We start from the raw sequence: 19128 nt of genomic DNA, 5'->3' as shown, positions 1-19128 counted from the left end.
TACACAGATATGTTTGTCAATAAAGTTACAAAAAGTAACAAAAAGATTTTGACACATTACAATTATTTAGATTACAGCCATATAAAGGAGATGATATAATGGCAGAAAATGAAATCACACTAAAAGTTGCAGAAGCAATCTCTCAAAAGGATGTCGGTCAAGGCGTTGCAAGACTTGACCCAAACGTCATGGACGATTTAGACATTAAAGAAAGAGACCTAATCGAAATCGTCGGAGAAAGAAGAACTGCAGCTATCGCACTTCCTTCCCAAACCGACATCGGTCTTGGAGTTATCAGAATTGACGGATTAGTTCGTAAAAACTCCGGAGCGACCATAGGAGGGGAAGTCAAAATCAGAAAAACTAAAGCAACAGAAGCTAAAAAAGTTGTTTTAGCTCCAATTGAAAATAATATCCGTGTACAAGGAGATGTGCGCGGTTTATTTGCTGGAAAAGTAATGGTCCAAGGAGATATTATCGGATCACAAATCAGAGCACCAAGGCCAAGTATGAGCAGAGGATTCAACAGCCTATTTGACGAACTGATGAATGACTTTACCCCAGCAATGAAAGAAATCAAATTTGCAGTCATATCCACAAATCCAAAAGACATCGTCATTGTAGGACCAAACACTGAAGTGCAACTTCACGAAAGTCCTGTTGACGTAAGCAAAATCGAAGGTGTCGGAAACCTTGTTGATGTGAGCTACGAAGACATTGGTGGTCTTAAAGAAGAAGTTAAAAAAGTAAGGGAAATGATTGAAATTCCTCTCAAAAGACCAGAGCTCTTTGAAAAATTAGGAATCGCACCACCAAAAGGAGTATTGATGCACGGACCACCGGGTACCGGTAAAACCTTACTGGCTAAAGCAGTAGCCAGTGAAAGTGACGCTCACTTCATTGCAATTAACGGACCTGAAATCATGAGCAAATATGTGGGCGGATCTGAAGAAAACTTAAGAGAATACTTTGAAGAAGCAGAGGAAAACTCCCCTTCAATCATATTTATAGATGAATTGGATGCTATTGCACCAAAAAGAGAAGAAACCAATGGAGAAGTTGAAAGAAGAACCGTTGCTCAACTTTTAACTTTGATGGACGGCCTTAAATCACGTGGCCAAGTAGTGGTAATCGGTGCAACAAACAGACCTGATTCACTTGATCCTGCACTCAGAAGACCAGGAAGATTCGACCGTGAAATTGAAATCGGAGTGCCTGACACTGAAGAGAGAAAAGAAGTTCTTGAAATTCACACAAGAAACATGCCTCTTTCAGAAGACGTTGATTTAGATAAAATCGCTTCCACCACTCACGGGTTCGTAGGAGCTGATCTTGAATCATTATGTAAAGAGGCTGCAATGAGAGTAGTCAGAAGAATCTTGCCTGAAATCCAAAACGATGAAGAGATTCCAAAAGAAGTAATGGAAAAAATCGTAGTAACCGGAGACGACTTCAAAAACGCACAGAAAGAAATTCAACCTTCAGCGCTCAGAGAAGTGCTGGTCCAAATCCCAGACATCAAATGGGACGACATCGGAGGTCTTGAAGATGTAAAACAAGAGCTAAAAGAAGCAGTTGAATGGCCTTTAAAACATCCTGAAACATTTAAACGTTTAGGAATCAGGCCTCCAAAAGGAACATTGCTTTACGGAATCCCAGGTACCGGTAAAACCTTGCTTGCAAAAGCTGTAGCAAGTGAAAGTGAAGCAAACTTCATCTCAGTCAAAGGTCCAGAACTCCTATCCAAATGGGTCGGAGAATCTGAAAAAGGCGTAAGAGAAGTCTTCAGAAAAGCTAAACAGGCAGCACCAACAGTAATCTTTTTCGATGAAATTGATGCAATAGCCGGCGCCCGTAGCGGAAATGATACTGACAGCGGTGTTACAAAAAGAGTTGTAAACCAATTATTAACTGAAATGGATGGTCTAGAAGAACTCCAAGATGTTGCAATCATTGCGGCAACCAATAGGCCTGACATTTTGGATACAGGTTTAATGAGACCTGGAAGATTTGACAGACACATACAAGTTAGTGAGCCAGACGAAGAAGCAAGACTTGCAATCTTTAAAGTACATACCAAAAACATGCCTCTTTCAAAAGACGTAGATCTCAAAAAACTTGCCAAACAAACTGACGGATATGTCGGAGCAGACATTGAATCAGTATGTCGTGAAGCAGCAATGCTAACATTAAGAAACGACCTTGAAGCAAAAGAAATTCCAAACAAATACTTTAAAGAAGCAATTGAAAAAGTGAAGCCTGGACACAACCAAGAAGAACAATTAGTTCAATACATGTAAGGAAGAAAACCCCGATTTTCTTCCTTTTTCCTCCCTATAACGCTTACAACGAAATTCTAACCATATTTAATGGGAAAGATACAGACATCTTTCCCATAACCTCCAAAACATTATTACTATTTTTTAACATGAGATTTTCATAATACTCATATCGCTTATTAAAAATTGATTTGAGTTTGTAAAATTGCCCTAACATCATAATATTGTTGTAAATTCATAATTAATCAAATTAAGGATTAAAACAATACATTTATAAATTTTAAAGAACAATACTCTTACTGTGGCAGGCAAATGTAAATTTTTTCAGAATATCTGAAAATAAAAGAAGGTGAAAAATTGTTAAGAATTGACTGCAATGGCACTCTCATGCCTTCATCTGAAAGTGAAGTTGTTAGAAATGACATTTTCCTATCTAAACTTGAAAAAATAGTCATTTCATTAAGCAAGGAATATTGATTAGGTGAAGTATTATTCATGGAAACAAATCCTTTAAACAACAACTCTTCAAATGCATTTATAATCAAAGCACCGAAAGAATGGTCCAATCAAAAGATATTTGATGTATGGGAACCCATTGCTTTAAAAGTGCACGATTTTGCTAAAAAAGAAGGAATTGAATTACTTTCTGAAATATGTCACGTATCAGTTTCAAATAGATATTGAGGGGTTCCATGACACATGCATTTACATTCAACCCCAAATGCTATTTTTTTGGTAAAATATCATTTTCAGAAACCATCGGCCCATTATGATAATATTGAGGCTTGTATTTTATGAATGAAAATTTATATCCGCCAACACCCCATTTAGGATTATAGCCAAAAATATTAATGTATTCTTTTAAATCATTACGTTCATCTTTTAATGCACGAGTAACGTGATACAATGCCCTTGTATCATCAATAGCTCTGTGAAAATTAACTTTTTCTATCTCATAATATTCCACGGCATCAATTAATTTATGAGGATACTCCTTTCTATCCTTTAACACTGAAACTGTGTCCAGCCAATTCACATTAGCTACAATATCATCAGCTTCATCAGGATAATGTCTTTTAAGCAAATTATATACGAACATCAAGTCAAATTGGCAATTATGAGCAACCATCAGAGTCCCCGGAGTCAATCTTTCCTTTAAATCTTCAGCGACAATATCCTCATAAACCCCATAGTCACTTATCATTTCATCTGTGATTCCTGTCAATTTGGTTATTTTCGGATCCAAGGATTTGCCCACATCAATAAACTCATCATATTCGTCCACAATTTGTCCATTTTCAACTGTCAGCATTGCAAGCTCGATAATCTTACAATGCCTGAAGTTCAAGCCGGTAGTTTCAGTATCAAAAAATATTATCTTCATTACATTTCACCTAAAGCAATTTATAAGGCGCATCATCTTTATTTCTTGGATAATCGTTAGTTGTCAGAGGTTTGTTGATTTTTTCAAGCCTTACGTCGAGCAATCTGCGACCATCTTCACTTGCACAGAAAATAGGAACTTTAACACCATAGTAGTAAGGTTTGTGCTCATCCGCATAATCGGAAATCGCCTTTGATGCGCATGCTGTTACAATATCAGCGTTTTCAAACAGCATTTTTACCTCATCGCATTTTGCGCCGGTGGTGTGTGCAACGAAAATGTATACATTAACATCATCATCAACCGGATAGTTTCTGATTTCCTCAACCATAGGGGATGGCAGAATGGTTATTGCAATATTTTTATATCCTTTCTCAAGAGCTAGTTTCAAGCCCTCAAGCTGGTTCAGCTCAGCAGTTTCAGGGTCCAAGACGACACTTCCCTTAGCTTCCAGATTTTGAATGACTTCAGGAATCGGGGTTGTGCTTACAAGGCCTGAAACCCTTCCGCCGACACCCTGCACGACACGTGGATTTGTCATCAGCAGTGTTCCCGCGCCGTCACATGCCCCAACGACACAGTCGATGTTTCCCTTTTCCATGTTTGTTTTTAGAATTTCTGAAATGCCCACTGTCACGGCATCATCCATTTCAATTACTCTCTGCGGTGTGCACATTCCAAAGTCCTCAATTCTGAAATTGATGTTTTTTCTTATGAACTCCTCATTCAGCTCATCAACGCCGTGCATTGCATGAAACATAGGGCAGTATTTCATTTCTGAAGAGCCGACTTCAACAATTTCTCCGTTTTCAATTACCACTTTAACTTTTCCAAGTGTTTCAATGACATGTCTGTCCTGCATATAACCACCTCATAGTTATATAATATTATAAAAAATTAATTTATTATACTTTAAGGTACAAAGTTATTTATGATTAGTCAACACGTGAGGGATAAATTTGACTCAAAAAAGTGAAGCACAAAAGGGCAACATAACTCCGGAAATGGAATTTGTTGCAGAATATGAAAATATAGATGTAAATAAACTAGCTAGATTAATTGACATTGGAAAAGTTGTCATTCCTAAAAACATTAACGGCCATTCAAAACCGTGCGGTATCGGAGAAGGCCTTAAAACCAAAATCAATGCAAATATCGGTTCATCATCAAAAATCGATGATATCGATTTGGAAATCAACAAGGCAAAACTGGCACAGGAATATGGTGCAGATGCCCTGATGGACCTCTCAACAGGTTCCGATTTAACACTATTCAGAAAGAAAATCATGGATGCGGTGGACCTGTGCATCGGAACAGTTCCTATCTATGAAGCGGGAGTCATCACATTAAACAAGGGCAAGGAAATAATTGACATGGACCCTGACGACATTTTCAAGGCCATTGAAAATCAGGCAAAAGAAGGGGTGGACTTCATGACACTCCACTGCGGAATTACAAAGGATCTGGTCCAAAAACTTAAAGCTGCAAACAGGATGATGGGAATAGTTAGCCGTGGAGGAACATTCATGGCTTCCTGGATTAACCACAACGATGAAGAAAACCCACTGTTTGAAAATTACGATTATTTACTGGAATTATCTTATGAATACGACATCACACTGTCATTAGGTGACGGCCTAAGGCCAGGATGTCTGGCAGATGCAAGCGATATCCCTCAAATTCAAGAACTTGTAAACCTCGGAGGCCTTGTCAAAAGGGCACAGGACGCCAATGTCCAGGTGATGGTGGAAGGTCCGGGACACATGCCACTCAATCAAATCAAGGCGAACATGGAAATACAAAAGACAATCTGTCACGGAGCTCCATTTTATGTATTGGGACCTCTTGTTACAGACATAGCACCGGGCTACGACCACATTACCGGAGCTATCGGAGGAGCGATTGCAGCATCATCAGGCGCCAATTTCCTGTGTTACGTAACTCCTGCAGAACACCTGTCACTTCCAAGCCTTGAAGACGTGAAGGAAGGAGTCATCGCATCAAAAATTGCTGCTGAAGCGGCTGATGTTGCAAAAGGACTTGAATCTGCATGGATCCGTGAAAAGGCAATGGCAAAGGCCCGTAAGGAATTTGACTGGGAAAAACAGTTCGAGCTGGCACTTGACCATTCAAAACCAAGAACCTACCGTGACAAGTGTGAACTTGACGATGATGAAATGTGCGCAATGTGCGGAGAATATTGTGCAGTAAAAATAGCTAAAGGCGATTTCTAATGAAATATCAAGAACTGGTAGACGTATACTCTGCTTTAGAGGCAACTACAAAAAGACTGGAAAAAACTGAAATCATTGCAGAATACCTTAAAAAACTGGATTCCGACACCATTGAAAAAGTCGGGCTTCTGATTTTGGGAGTTGTATTTCCTGCATGGAGCTCAGAGGAAATTGGAATTGGTGGAAAATTAGTTGAAAGAGCAGTTGCAGAAGCCGTGGGCACAACACAAGCTGCAGTTGAAGATGCGGTTCGTGATGAGGGAGACATCGGTCTTGCATGCATCAAGCTATACGCCAAAAAATCCCAGATGACATTCTTCTCACAGCCACTCACAATTGATTTTGTCTTCAACAGTCTGCGTAAGCTATCCCAAATAAGCGGATCCCGGTCAACCAATCGTAAAATTGCAGTTATCCTTGAACTATTGAGCCAGGCAAGCGCCACCGAAGCCAAGTACCTGACCCGTACCATAACCGAAGAGCTGAGAATCGGCGTCGGCGACGGAGTCGTCAGGGACGCAATAGCACAGGCCTTTGACATTGACAAGAAAGTTGTTGAAAGGGCCCAGATGCTTACTAACGACTTTTCAGTTGTTGCAAGAACCGCCAAGGAGGAAGGAAGCGAAGGACTTGAAAAGCTCAATTTAACACCGGGAACACCCGTCAAACCAATGCTTGCACAGCTTGCACCGCCTTTGGATGAAATCCTTGTGGAGCTTGGAACCGCCGTGTGCGATACAAAGTATGACGGTATAAGGCTGCAGGTTCACAGAAACGGCGATGAAATCAGGATATTCACAAGAAGGCTTGAAAACATCACTCACGCACTTCCTGAAATCGTTGAACTGTTTGAAGAGCACCTCCCTCATGAAAACTACATCGTGGAAGGTGAGGTAATTGCCACAAGAAACGGCAAGCCTCTCCCGTTCCAGAACATCCTTCACAGAGTCAGAAGAAAACACAATGTTGAAGAGGCCATGGAAAACGTTCCGCTGAAACTGTACCTCTTTGACGTGCTGTTCTATAAGGTTCCTATGATTGACGAACCCCTCCTTAAAAGGCGTGAAACATTAGAAGAGATTGTTGACACCTCCGTCGACGAGATGAACCTGAGTACCATGAAAATCGGCACACCCGACAACATCGATGAAATCCAGCAGCTGTTTGAAACCTCAATCAATGACGGCCATGAGGGAATAATGATTAAGGACTCAACAGCGCCGTATATTCCAGGACTCAGGGGCAAAAAGATGCTAAAATACAAAGCAGAGCCTGAAACACTGGACATGATTGTCATTGGAGGAACATACGGTATTGGAAAAAGAGGAGATTTCGTCGGATCTTATCTTGTTGCACTAAGGGATGAAAACAACGAGTTCAAAAGCGTTGCGTATGCTGCAACAGGCCTTGACGATGCCACACTTGAATATCTTACCGGAAAGATGAAAGAGCTTGAGCTTTCAACAAAGGGCCGTGAAATAAAAGTGGAACCGAAAATCGTCCTGGAGATTGCATTTTCAGAAATCGTCGAATCTCCGGAATATGAAACAGGCTACTCCTTAAGGTTCCCTGTTGTCAAAAACATAAGAAAGGATAAGGGTCCGATGGACGTGGACACCGTTGAAAGGTTGATTTCCATGTACAACACCGGAAACTAGTTTGGTAGTGCCTTGACACTGTCAATAACATATCTTGTAATAGGATATACGATAATCTCATAGACTGTCTTGAACAATGCTTGGGCAACAATCATCAAAACCAATGCTTCCATAGGCATTGTTCCCAAAAATCCTATTGTGATAAAAATAAGAGCATCCAGACCTTCACCGAACAATGTTGAGAGGATACATCTTAAAAACAGCTTATCCTCATCCCAATTTTTAAGGACAACCATCATTTTAGCATTGACTAAAGACCCTACAAGATATGCTGCAAAACTGGCAACCAACAATCGTAAGGTAGATCCCAACACAACACTAAACGCATTTGAGTTTTCAAAAAATACCGGCGCCGGAAGAGCGATTGTAATATTATAGCAGATTACGGCAACAAGATTCATTAAAAAACCAAGCAAGATTACGTTTCTTGCCTTCTTATAGCCGTACACTTCAGCCAAAACATCATTTACAATGTATATTACCTGAAATATTATAACTCCGCACGGCAGGACAAATGAGAAAAAGTCAAAGGTTTTGCCCGCAATTATATTTGATACAATCAGTGATGCGGTGAAAACACCGGTTAAAATCGCATACAATTCTGTCTTTGTCATGTTTTCAAACATACTAATACTATATTTTCAAACCAATATAAATTTTACAAGTTGAAATCCTATCGGCTATTTTTAATAGGAAATCCAATGAAAACTTATGGAAATTACAGACGACAAATTATTGAAAATAGCTTTAGTCACTTCCCTGATTGGAATAATCGGCATGTTAATCTTTACGCCGACAATTGAAGTGAAAAAAGTTAAAATAGAAGACATTGACCGAGGAATGATAGATGAAGAGGTCTGCATTGACTGCGTCATCATGGACATCGCATCATCCGCATCGAAAAGCAGCTACTTTCTAACCATAAACGATGGAACAGGACAGATGTCTTTAATCATATTTGAAAAGCAGGCTGCAGAGATACAGACGAACAGCCTTGACATTACGGATTTCAAGGGCAAGAAGGTTGAGGTTACAGGCAAAATTACCGAATACAACTCCGAGCTGGAACTGATTTTATCAAGTGGAGACAGTTTAAAAATAACAAATTAACAAATAGTTATTTATTAACTAAAAACCAAAAATAACAATACTAAAAATGTATAGGAATTAATAACATGTCTGATAAAAAACGATTATTTGGAACTTTCGGAGTTAGAAGAACCGCAAATGACGTCCTGACCCCAGAGTTCGCATCAAGACTTGCAGCTTGTTATGGTTCACTGATTAAAGGAACCGTTGCTGTTGGTGGAGACCCAAGAACCTCCACAGTTATGTTAAAGGAAGCTGTTAAAGCTGGACTTTTATCAAGTGGATGTGATGTTGTAGATTTAGGAATCTTACCTACTCCTGGCGTTCAGTACGCAGTGCGCAAATACTACGACGGAGGAGTTATGATTACCGCATCACACAACCCTCCGAAATATAATGGCCTTAAATTCCTGGATGAATTCGGTATTGGAATTCCGGACGAAATGGACCTAGCAATCGAAAAGCTGTACTTCGATGAGGAACCTGACCGAGTGCCGTTTTCCGAAATAGGCCAGCTTTACCACAACGACAACATCATTGACGAGTATGTCGACGAGGCAATCTCAAAAGTGGATGTCGATGCAATACGTGAAGCAAACCTTAAAGTTGTTGTTGACTGCGGATCCGGTGCAGGATGCTTTACAGCACCATACCTCATTAGAAAATTAGGCTGTGAAGTCACCACACTAAACGGTCAGCCTGACGGATTTTTCCCAGGCCGTGACCCTGAACCAATTGAAGAAAATCTGCAGGAACTCATCAGCGTTGTAAAGGAATTGGGTGCAGACATCGGGCTTGCACACGACGGTGATGCCGACAGGACCATCTGCATTGACGAGAAAGGCAATTTTGTCCTTGGAGACAAGACATTCACCCTTGTTGAAAAACAGATGCTTAAGGAAAACAATGGCGGAACCATTGTAACCACAGTTGCAACATCCCAAGCAATTTATGATATTGCAGAAGAATACGATGGTGAAGTAATAGCTACTGCCGTAGGAGATTTGCTTGTTGCACGTAAACTCAAAGAAGAAGACGGATTGTTTGGTGGAGAAGAAAATGGAGGACTCATTTTCCCTGATTTCGTTTACGGAAGAGATGCAGTCATGACCGTTGCCAAAATCCTGGAAATCGTTGCAAAAGAGAAAAAGCCATTGTCCGAGCTTGTAGCTGAACTTCCGGTTTATTATGCTAAAAAAATGAAAATCGAATGTCCTGACGATCAAAAAGAATTCGTAATGTCAAGTATTGCTGAAGAAATCAAAAGCACTACTGATTTCGAATTGGACTTAACAGACGGTGTTAAAATCCTTAAGGAAGATGGCTGGGTAATCATCAGACCATCCGGAACTGAACCAATTTTCAGATGCTTTGCAGAGTCCGACTCACAGGAAAAAGCTGATGAAATGACCGATTGGGGAATCAGTTTAATCAAAAAATACAAAAAATAACAACACGAAAAACCATCACCGAATTTGTTTTAATTATATTGATTGAAGATATAATTAAAACATGTAATTTATTGAAAAATATAATTAAAATAATAGCTAGTTTTAAAATAATTAATTTGGATTATTAAAATTACCAAATAAAATCATGTAACGTACATGTAAAAAATAAAATGATTAAAAGTTTTCCAAACACTCTTCTTTTAAGAAAAATGCATCCTCATTATCAGGATTTCTAAGCAATACTCTGTTGAAACTGTCAACAGCCTCTTCAAATTTACCCAATTCCATTAAAACAACACCTTTATTCAATAAAAAGTCAATGTTGTTCTTTTCCAATGCAATTGCCTTATTGAAACATTCCAATGCCTCATCGAATTTTCCTAAATCGATATATGCATTGCCCATCCTGTTTATGGCACTCGCATCCATTTCAGAATCATCCAAACAAACCTCTACCGCCTTGTCAAAAGATTGTATTGCCTCTTCAAGCTGTCCCATATCAGTCAGGAGATTGCCACGTGCGTTCCATACTTCAGGGTTTTCACCGTCAATGACAATCAGCTTGTCATAAATCCTTAAAGCCTGTTCATACCTTCCAAGCATTTCAAGAATAAATCCTCTCCAATAAAGAACAATAGGACTGCTCGGACGGAAATTGTATGCGATAGTGCTTGCCTTATAAGCCTCTTCAAGTCTTCCTGCATTAAGAAGAGCGATTGCCTTGTTATTTAAGATATACTCATTATCAGGTTCGAATTCCAAAGCCTTGTCATAGCAGCCGATGGCCTCATCAAATCTGCCCAGCCTTGAAAGGTTGTCCCCCTGCTTGTTAAGCAGATAAACATCTGCAGGGTCAAGTCTTAAAGCGGCATCATAGCACATTGTTGATTTATCGAATTTACCGCTGTCAAAGAGAATGTCAGCCCTTTTGGTAATCATGGCCTTCTCATCTATCTTGTCGCCTTTCCAGTCGTCAATGTTCAATTTTTCAAAATAGATTATCTGGAACTCGTCTGAGTCATCAATCTGGCCGCCATACATCTTTTTAAATTCCCTCAGCATATCATGAGAGTCCTTAAAACCTTCCTTTACGGCCAGCTCGTCATTATCCTTAATCTCTTCAAACGGAATGTTTTCGACAGCAGTTACCAGCGCTTCAAAAATCTTCATCTTTTCTTTGGAAACCAGATTCCAGTAGCAGTACAGCCTGTCTCCAACTTTAAGCGGAGTCTTCCAAGCTTTACGTATTGTTCTTGTTTTCTTACCAGTAATCACATCTATATCATTACTTGAAAATGACAAAATAGGCATATTCAGACTCCTCCTTAAAATTTATTCTATAACCTGTTCTCCAAATTCCCCTGACTTAACTTTTAGTATGCCTTTGAAATAAGGCCTGATTTCACGAGCTAAATCAGCTAAATCATGAGGATTAGGAACTTCAACCTTTTCCAGAGCGGGATCTAGGACATTTTTATTTCTGAACTGTTGAATTGTGTAAATATCGGCTTCAATTTCATCAGCCAAATTAATAATGTCCTTTTTGGTATGTAGTGTTGGCACATAAGTAGTTCTTGCTTCGAGATGAACGTTTTCATCTGCATTAATAAGTTCCATGGATTTTTTTACCTGAAAACCCACATTTGAACCTGTAATTTTTCTGTATTTTGAGAATGTTGTTTTAACGTCAAGTGAAACGAAATCCAATAGCTTCAAATCAAGCAGCTGTTTGATTTTATCGGGATATATTCCACTGGTGTCCAGTTTAGTTTTAAGACCAATCTGGCGAACATATGTGAATATTTCTATCAATGCATCTGTTTGCATCAAAGGTTCGCCGCCGGAAATAACAACAGCATCTAGAAAATCTGCTGAAGAATCAATTTCTTCCTTTATATCTTCAAAGGACTTTTCAGTGACATCATCCAAAAGTTCAACATTGTGACAGTATCTGCATGTTAAAGGGCATCCAGACATGAAAAGAACCAGGGACATGTTTCCATGAAATTCCACAGTAGATATTACAGATCCACCAACATACATTAGCTTAAAACCTCTTTAATAATTTCTATGAATTTTTTATCTTCCTCTAAAGTACAAATACTGATTCTTATCCAATATTCATCCAAACCTTTAAAGGATGTGCAATCCCTTACGATTATTCCTTTTTTCATGAGCTCCAATGCCAGTTCGGAAGCTGTAAATCCAGTATCCTTGACACCGATGAGCATGAAGTTGGATTTAGATGGGAAAACATTCAATGACTCGATTTTTGAAAGCTCATCATACAGGTATTGCCTTGATTCGATTCCCTTTTCAATGGAATCCCTGATGTATTCCTCATCCCTAAAGGTGTTGAGTGCGGCAACGAATGACAATCTGGTAAGGGAGAATACAGGCTTGATTCTGTGCATATATTCAATAATCTCGGCACATGCAAGACCGTAACCTATCCTCATACCTGCAAGGCCCAATACCTTGGACATTGTACGGATGATGAATATGTTATCGTATTCGTTAATCAAATCCTTGTTTGTAACTTCTGAGTATTCGAAGTAAGCTTCATCAATGACAATCAGTATTTCGGGATTTTTCTCAGCGATATCTGCCAGAACTTCCTTTCTGATTAAAGTACCTGTAGGGTTGTTCGGACTGCACAAGAAAATCATTTTTGTCTTTTCTGTGATTGCATCAAATATGGAATCAACGTCGAGCTCGTTTTTGTCCAAATCCCATTTGGCATAAACCGGATGAGCCCCATATTGCTGCAGGAGATATTCATAGTACATGTATGACGGCAAAGGCACGATGAACTCGTCGCCCTCATCTATGAATGTCTTTGCAAGCACGTCAATAATCTCGTCAGCGCCGTCCCCTCCAATGATGACCTGACTGTCATCTACACCGGAGTATTTGGCAATTTCCGCAACCAGTTCCTTAAGCTGTGATTCCGGATATCTGTTGATTGAAGCTATTTCATTTTTAATGGCTTCCATGGCTTTTGGAGACGGACCCCATGGGTTTTCATTAGACCCCAATTTGATAATATCCTCTTTTTTTAAGTTAAATTCCTGAGCAATCTCATCCTGAGACCTGCCCGGAACATATGAATCCATTTCATCTACAATTTTTCTTGCTTTCATCCTTAATCTTCCTTATACTGTTTGGAAAGTTTTACATAATTATCAGCATTATGTTGGATATGCTCGATTTGCTCTGGAGTGAGCTGTTTGACAGCTTTGCCCGGAACTCCTAAAATAAGGCTGCCTTCCGGGAATTCCTTTCCTTCACTTACAACCGCACCCGCACCTACAATGGAATTTTTAGAAATGTGTGCGCCGTTTAAGACGGTTGCATTCATTCCAATCAAAACATTATCGTCGAGCTTGCATCCATGAACTACAGCGCCGTGACCGACAGAAACATTATCGCCGATAACTACAGGAAATCCGTCGGTACAGTGAACAACGCAGTTGTCCTGCACATTTGAGTTGTTGCCTATAGTGATGGAGTCAGTATCTCCCCTTAAGACGGCACCATGCCAGATGGATACATTTTCTCCAAGTTCAACATTTCCGATTACCTGTGCGCCTGGGCATATTACAATAGAGTCTTTTTTATTTTCCATAATATCGCCGTATTATTCTTTCTTTTTATTTTTATCTTGGATAATATGATTTTGTTTTACCAATACGCGAGTATCGGAGGGTACATCATCATACAATAAAACCCCTGAACCGATAGTGGAGTTGTGGCCAACCTTCACACCAGGTGAGAAACTGGAGTTGATACCGGTTTTTACGGAATCTCCAATAATGGATCCGAGCTTACGCCTTCCACTATCTATCATCATATTTTTGATTTTGGTCTTAACAGGCTTATTGTCAAAACGCAGGTTTGCGATGTTGGTTCCTGCTGCTATATTACAATTTGAACCTATTACTGAGTCACCGACATAACTCAGGTGACTGACATTGGTATTTTCCATAATGATTGAATTTTTGATTTCAACAGCGTTTCCGACATGGACATGGTCTCCGAAGTAGGAATTGCCTCTGATATATGAGTTAGGTCCAATATCACAGTGTTTGCCGATGTATACGTTTCCTTCAATGTATACTCCTGCCCTGATGATACTGTCCTCATCGAGGAACACTTCACCATGGATATGAGCTCCGTCCTCAATTGTACCCTTGATTTCTGTTTTAAGATGACTTATAAGCTCTTCATTAACTTCAATCAGTTCCCAAGGCCTACCTACATCAATCCAATCCTTGTTGGTCTTATGTCCGATAACCTTTTTGCCGTCGGCAATCTGAAGGGTTACTGAATCAGTGATTTCATATTCTCCACGTTCGGAAATTTCTGTTTTTGCAATCTTTTCAAAAATATCAGCGTTAAATATGTAAATACCTGCATTGACAAGGTTACTTGGTGCTTCCTCTTTTTTAGGCTTTTCAACGATTTTCTTAATATTGCCGTTTTCGATTTCAACAACACCAAATGCTGAAGGGTCTTCCACTTCAGTGAGAACCATAAGTGTGTCAGGTTTCATATAATTGAATTTCTTGATAATCTCATTGATGATTTCATTGTCCAAGATAATGTCTCCATTAAGAACAATCAGACTGTCTTCAATGAAGTCTTTTCCGTATGAAATAGCGTTTGCAGTTCCAAGGAAATCCTTTTGGGTTTCGTAAGTGATGTTTACTCCGAATTCACTACCGTCCCCAAAGTAGTCCCTTACCATTTCCTCCTTATAACGGACAATCAGTAAAATGTCCTTAATACCATTATCCCTTAATGATTCAATGTTATATTGGATAATCGGTTTTCCAGCTACCGGCAACATGGTTTTAGGCTTTGTCAATGTTAACGGCCTCATTCTAGAACCTTCGCCAGCACTCAATATAATTGCTTTCATTTTCTATCCCCATAAAAATTATATAATAATATTATATGTTTAACTCTTATCCTATAAATTAATTTTTCTAAAACAGGGAGGGTTCTTTCAAAAACTTTGGCAATTTGAAATGACAAATGACTAATTTTAAATAATAGTTTTAATATACTAAAACCATATTAGCTATGCTAATAGCAAAAACACAAAAGGAGATTAATAAAATGACAATATATGTTTGTTTACACTGTGAATACAGATTTGATTCAGAAAAAGGTGACCCTGCTTACGACATTCCTGCTGGAGCAACTCCTGCAGATATGCCAGAAGGTTGGGCTTGCCCAGAATGCGCTGCATTAGGTATTGACGCATTTATCGCAGAAGAAGAATAAATCTTCTTCTCTAAATTTTTTTATTTTTTACAAAAAAAGCTATTTTTCACTAATAAATTTTAAAAAAAAGAAGTTTAAGATGAAAAGTCATCTTATAAATTTTCATTGATTATTTTTACACAGACATCCTTGATTTCTTCAGCTCTCTGAGCGTCACGGGACTCTAAAGTTATTCTGATGTAGTCTTCAGTTCCGGACGGCCTTACCAGTACCCAGCTGTCATCTTCGAATGTCAGTCTTACGCCGTCGATTGAGTTGACTTCGCTGATGTCATCGAATGCTGATTTTAAAAGTTCCTCCATATTTTCCATGACTTTGACTTTTGCCTCTTTAGAGCATGTGATCTTTTCACGGATATTCGGATATGACGGAATTTCAGCCAAGAGATCTGACAATTTTCCCTTGTTGGATACAAGTTCTGCCATTCTTAAACCGGACAATATTCCATCAGGACACATGCAGAAGTCAGGGTGTAGCCATGTTCCTGAAGGCTCTCCTCCGAATGCGGCATCCTTTTCGATGATTACTTCAGCAACGTTAACGTCTCCGACAGGAGTTCTGAATACCTGTCCGTTTACTGACTCGTCCATGCACAGTCCGGCATCCACGGTTGTTACAACGTCACCGTCGAATTCTTTTGATATCAATGCAAGAAGTGAGTCGAATGGTGAAATGTTACCTTTTTCATCAACGGTTATCATTCTATCTGCATCACCATCGTGAGCAATTCCAAGGTCTGCTCCAACAGCTACAACAGTTTTCATCAGGTTTCCAAGGTTTTCAGCATTAGGTTCAGGATTTCTTCCAGGGAAAAATCCGTCAGGTTGGGAGTTGAGTGTTGTCACTTCGCATCCTGCTTTTCTAAATACTAAAGGTGATATTTCGCTTCCAGCACCGGATGCGCAGTCAATGACGACTTTCAAGCCTTCCTTGATATCAACAAGGTTTACCAAATCGTCAATGTACTGTCCTTTGATTTGCTCGTTTACACTCAATTTACCGATTTTGTCCCAGGATACTGAAATGTATGACTTTTCAGAGTAGATTTTTTCTATTTCTGCTTCCTGAGCTGAAGTGTATGCCATTCCGTTCTTGTTCCATATCTTTATTCCATTGTAGGGAGACGGATTGTGTGAAGCTGTAAGCATTATTCCAGCGTCAGCATCTAATTTTTCAGTAGCATAACCAACTAATGGAGTTGGAACCATACCGATTTTAACTACATTGACACCACTTTCCAAAAGTCCTGCACAAATAGCCTGATCAAGCATTTTATTTGTTGTACGAGTGTCATAACCCAATACAACAGTACCTTCATTTCCTAGATAATAAGCTAATGATTTACCTACATTCAATGCAAGTTCGCATGTTACCTCAGAGCCGATAAGACCTCTGATTCCGGATGTTCCAAAAAGTTTTTTAGCTGCCATGCTATCACCATTATGCTCCGAATTTGTGAGCATAGTTCATTAAATCCATCATGATGTTCATTACGTCAGCGCCTCTGATTCTGTTAAGTCCTCCTTTAGCGCATGCCCTTTCGGAGAATTCGCATACATCATCGGTTCTTACTTCAGGACCTCTGATTAATACCGGGACAGGGTCTCCTGAATGGTTTTTAACAGAAATCGGAGTTGAATGGTCAGCTGTTAAGTAAATGTAAACGTCTTCAAGTTTTATGAGTTCACTCATTACGACTTCATCGACTTTTTCAATGAATTCCTTTTTCTCCTTGGTCTGACCGTCGTGGCCTGCCTCATCTGCTCCGTCAATGTTTATTAAGAAAAAGTCATGGTCTGAGTTTTTAACCTGATCAACAATAGTGTCACGGATATTTTCAAGGTTGGTGTCGATTCCGCCGGTTACGTCTTCCATTTCGATGATATCCATTCCTGCGAATCTTCCGATACCCATAATCAATCCGGTTTCTGCAATACATGCTGAGTTGACTTCATATTTTTCATTTAATGATTCTACAACAGGCACTTCTCCCGCACCACGTGGAATGACAATGTTTGCAGGATGTTCGCCGTCTTCAATTCTTTTTAAGTTAACAGGATGGTCTTTAGTCATTTCATAGGTTTTGACTACCAGTTTGTTTAGGATATCTGCAGTTTTTGCCGCTTCAGGTGTGTCATCCAAAGGTTTAACTTCCTTAGGCTTGTTTCCTTCCACTTTAGGGTCAGCGTCACTTACCTTGCCTGAAAGTCCTTCGCCCCTCAACACTAAAACTGCCCTGTGACCAGTTGACTCTTTGAAAATGATTTTGATGTCAGGATACTCTTCTAAAACCATTGTGTTCAATACTTCCACAATTTCTTTGGTTCCCTCTTTGATTCTTCCTGCACGTCTGTCGGTAACGATTAAATCCTCATCGACAGTTGAGAAATTACATCTGAACGCAATATCGCCAGGTAAAACTTCAACACCGACACCGTTTGCTTCGAACGGTCCCCTTCCGGTGTAGACCTCATAAGGGTCATAGCCCAAAATTGACAGGTGTGCTGTGTCACTTCCAGGAATGATTCCTGGAGCAATTGAATCCATAATTCCAGTAATTCCTTCTTCTGCCATCTTGTCCATATTTGGAGTGTGTGCAGCTTCAAGAGGAGTTTTATTTCCTAGTTCTTTAATAGGACGGTCTCCCATACCATCCATAATTAAAATAAGACCTTTCATAAATATCACCTAAAATATAATAATATGATTTTTATTTTTAATAGTTAAAATAATTATTTAAAAAAAATAGTTTAGAAAACAAATGTCATCAGTAAAATTCCAACAATAGCTCCGACAATAGTTGCGAAAAGGTTTACATGCTCGTTTGTTAGCCATCCTTGGTTTTCGAAAAGCGCTCCTAAAATACTGTCTGCAAAACATCCTACAGTTCCTGAAATGACAGCAACTATAATTGCAGGCAGAAAATCAGGAAGGACACCGAGAATAAATGCGGCAATACCAATAATGGCGGCACCGACAATAGCTATTCCGGTTCCCAATGGAGAGATTGCACCGTTAGTACCCGGATCTACTTTTTGGAAAGTGGTTATCAAGCGAGGTTTCGGATCCAAAACACCAATTTCAGAAGCCAATGTGTCTGCAGTTGCAGTTGCAATAGCTCCGATGAATCCTCCAACGAATGGCAAGTAATATCCACCGAATGCAGCCATAAAACAAGCGACAACACCATTGGATATCACATTTTTAGAAGTTCTTCTTCCTTCAAATTCACCCAATGACATTTTATACTTTTTGGAGTATTTTGTAGCTAAAAGAGACATTACAAGGAATAATACAATAAGTAAAAGCCAGTTGACTCCACCTGAAAAAATAATTATAATACCCATTATAATCATGACCGCTGAACCGAACATGTCCAGAGATTTTCTGTAATAGGTAATGAATCCCAAAATAAATAAAAGAATTACATAAACCCAATTAATCATTACTGCTTCAACCATATTATTATCCCAAATTAGTTTTTATAAATATTTGTTTAAAATCATATAAAAACATTTACATGACATTTAAAGGCAAAATTAAAGGGAATTGAAAAAAATATTTGCCATCCTGGCACATCGAAAATAGCTCTTTGAAAAGTATCGGGAGTGTCCGAAATTAGTTAATTATGTAATACTAATTACTAAAATGGATATTACTTAAAATTTCCAATGGATATAGAGTGAATTTTAAAAATTCACCAAATTTATTTTTTATATAATTAAAAAACAACTTTTCGTC

At 39.1% G+C, this 19128-nt stretch carries 18 protein-coding genes; 7 read left to right on the top strand and 11 right to left on the bottom strand.

From position 1 onward, the window contains the following. Positions 1–98: 98 nt before the first annotated feature. Both ACKI30_RS02655 and ACKI30_RS02650 read left to right on the top strand, forming a co-directional pair. Positions 99–2300: a CDC48 family AAA ATPase gene (locus tag ACKI30_RS02655; protein WP_407409664.1), complete on the top strand. Its 2202-nt coding sequence runs from the start codon at positions 99–101 to the stop codon at positions 2298–2300. A 474-nt stretch (positions 2301–2774) separates the two neighbouring features. After that, positions 2775–2963 carry a hypothetical protein gene (locus ACKI30_RS02650; RefSeq protein WP_407409662.1) on the top strand — a complete coding sequence of 63 codons (189 nt, stop codon included), beginning with the start codon at positions 2775–2777 and terminating at the stop codon, positions 2961–2963. A gap of 40 nt (positions 2964–3003) precedes the next feature. Here ACKI30_RS02650 and ACKI30_RS02645 read toward each other — a convergent pair whose 3' ends face one another. Together ACKI30_RS02645 and ACKI30_RS02640 are read right to left on the bottom strand one after the other, a co-directional pair. Continuing rightward, positions 3004–3663, bottom strand: coding sequence for a PolC-type DNA polymerase III (locus ACKI30_RS02645; RefSeq protein WP_407409660.1), 660 nt, complete (start codon positions 3661–3663; stop codon positions 3004–3006). 10 nt (positions 3664–3673) lie between these two features. Beyond that, positions 3674–4525, bottom strand: coding sequence for a methanogenesis marker 8 protein (locus ACKI30_RS02640; protein WP_407409659.1), 852 nt, complete (start codon positions 4523–4525; stop codon positions 3674–3676). A gap of 97 nt (positions 4526–4622) precedes the next feature. On the opposite strand from ACKI30_RS02640, the gene thiC reads away from it, so the two are divergent. Then, complete coding sequence (gene thiC, locus ACKI30_RS02635; protein WP_407409657.1) at positions 4623–5897, top strand: phosphomethylpyrimidine synthase; 1275 nt, start codon at positions 4623–4625, stop codon at positions 5895–5897. Then, on the top strand, positions 5897–7555 hold the full coding sequence (locus ACKI30_RS02630) for an ATP-dependent DNA ligase (protein ID WP_407409655.1): 1659 nt from the start codon (positions 5897–5899) through the stop codon (positions 7553–7555). The genes thiC and ACKI30_RS02630 overlap by 1 nt, the downstream gene beginning before the upstream one ends. Here ACKI30_RS02630 and ACKI30_RS02625 read toward each other — a convergent pair. Beyond that, the gene (locus ACKI30_RS02625; protein WP_407409653.1) at positions 7552–8169 is read right to left on the bottom strand and encodes a queuosine precursor transporter; all 618 of its coding nucleotides are present in this window, start codon (positions 8167–8169) and stop codon (positions 7552–7554) included. The genes ACKI30_RS02630 and ACKI30_RS02625 overlap by 4 nt on opposite strands. A gap of 97 nt (positions 8170–8266) precedes the next feature. On the opposite strand from ACKI30_RS02625, the gene ACKI30_RS02620 reads away from it, so the two are divergent. After that, positions 8267–8665 (top strand): OB-fold nucleic acid binding domain-containing protein, encoded by a 399-nt coding sequence (locus tag ACKI30_RS02620; protein WP_407409651.1) that lies wholly within the window; start codon positions 8267–8269, stop codon positions 8663–8665. Positions 8666–8730: 65 nt separating this feature from the next. Beyond that, on the top strand, positions 8731–10095 hold the full coding sequence (glmM, locus tag ACKI30_RS02615; protein WP_407409649.1) for a phosphoglucosamine mutase: 1365 nt from the start codon (positions 8731–8733) through the stop codon (positions 10093–10095). Positions 10096–10269: 174 nt separating this feature from the next. Here glmM (ACKI30_RS02615) and ACKI30_RS02610 read toward each other — a convergent pair whose 3' ends face one another. The 5 genes from ACKI30_RS02610 to glmU are packed head-to-tail and all read right to left on the bottom strand — an operon-like array spanning position 10270 to position 15019. Further along, positions 10270–11406: a tetratricopeptide repeat protein gene (locus ACKI30_RS02610; protein ID WP_407409647.1), complete on the bottom strand. Its 1137-nt coding sequence runs from the start codon at positions 11404–11406 to the stop codon at positions 10270–10272. A 21-nt stretch (positions 11407–11427) separates the two neighbouring features. Beyond that, on the bottom strand, positions 11428–12138 hold the full coding sequence (locus ACKI30_RS02605) for an anaerobic ribonucleoside-triphosphate reductase activating protein (protein WP_407409645.1): 711 nt from the start codon (positions 12136–12138) through the stop codon (positions 11428–11430). After that, positions 12138–13238: a histidinol-phosphate transaminase gene (gene hisC / locus ACKI30_RS02600; RefSeq protein WP_407409643.1), complete on the bottom strand. Its 1101-nt coding sequence runs from the start codon at positions 13236–13238 to the stop codon at positions 12138–12140. The genes ACKI30_RS02605 and hisC overlap by 1 nt, the downstream gene beginning before the upstream one ends. A 2-nt stretch (positions 13239–13240) precedes the next feature. Further along, positions 13241–13723, bottom strand: a complete 483-nt coding sequence (locus tag ACKI30_RS02595; protein ID WP_295160677.1) for a gamma carbonic anhydrase family protein — start codon at positions 13721–13723, stop codon at positions 13241–13243. 12 nt (positions 13724–13735) lie between these two features. Then, positions 13736–15019, bottom strand: a complete 1284-nt coding sequence (gene glmU, locus ACKI30_RS02590) for a bifunctional sugar-1-phosphate nucleotidylyltransferase/acetyltransferase (RefSeq protein WP_292740677.1) — start codon at positions 15017–15019, stop codon at positions 13736–13738. A 200-nt stretch (positions 15020–15219) separates the two neighbouring features. Between glmU and ACKI30_RS02585 the strand changes: the two genes are divergently transcribed. Then, on the top strand, positions 15220–15387 hold the full coding sequence (locus ACKI30_RS02585; RefSeq protein ID WP_407393842.1) for a rubredoxin: 168 nt from the start codon (positions 15220–15222) through the stop codon (positions 15385–15387). A 92-nt stretch (positions 15388–15479) separates the two neighbouring features. Here the strand turns inward: ACKI30_RS02585 and glmM (ACKI30_RS02580) are convergent, their stop codons facing one another. The 3 genes from glmM (ACKI30_RS02580) to ACKI30_RS02570 form a co-directional block, all read right to left on the bottom strand. Next, positions 15480–16850, bottom strand: a complete 1371-nt coding sequence (glmM, locus tag ACKI30_RS02580; protein WP_407409641.1) for a phosphoglucosamine mutase — start codon at positions 16848–16850, stop codon at positions 15480–15482. Continuing rightward, on the bottom strand, positions 16828–18066 hold the full coding sequence (locus ACKI30_RS02575) for a 2,3-bisphosphoglycerate-independent phosphoglycerate mutase (protein ID WP_407409639.1): 1239 nt from the start codon (positions 18064–18066) through the stop codon (positions 16828–16830). Before ACKI30_RS02575 ends, glmM (ACKI30_RS02580) begins: the two co-directional genes overlap by 23 nt. Before the next feature lie 71 nt (positions 18067–18137). Next, positions 18138–18848, bottom strand: a complete 711-nt coding sequence (locus tag ACKI30_RS02570) for a TIGR00297 family protein (RefSeq protein ID WP_407409637.1) — start codon at positions 18846–18848, stop codon at positions 18138–18140. Between the last annotated feature and the right edge of the window lie 280 nt (positions 18849–19128).

Origin of the sequence: Methanobrevibacter sp. (genome assembly GCF_045539575.1) — an archaeon.
In the GTDB taxonomy this organism is placed as follows: Archaea; Methanobacteriota; Methanobacteria; order Methanobacteriales; family Methanobacteriaceae; genus Methanocatella.
This window is presented reverse-complemented; position numbering and strand designations above follow the sequence as displayed.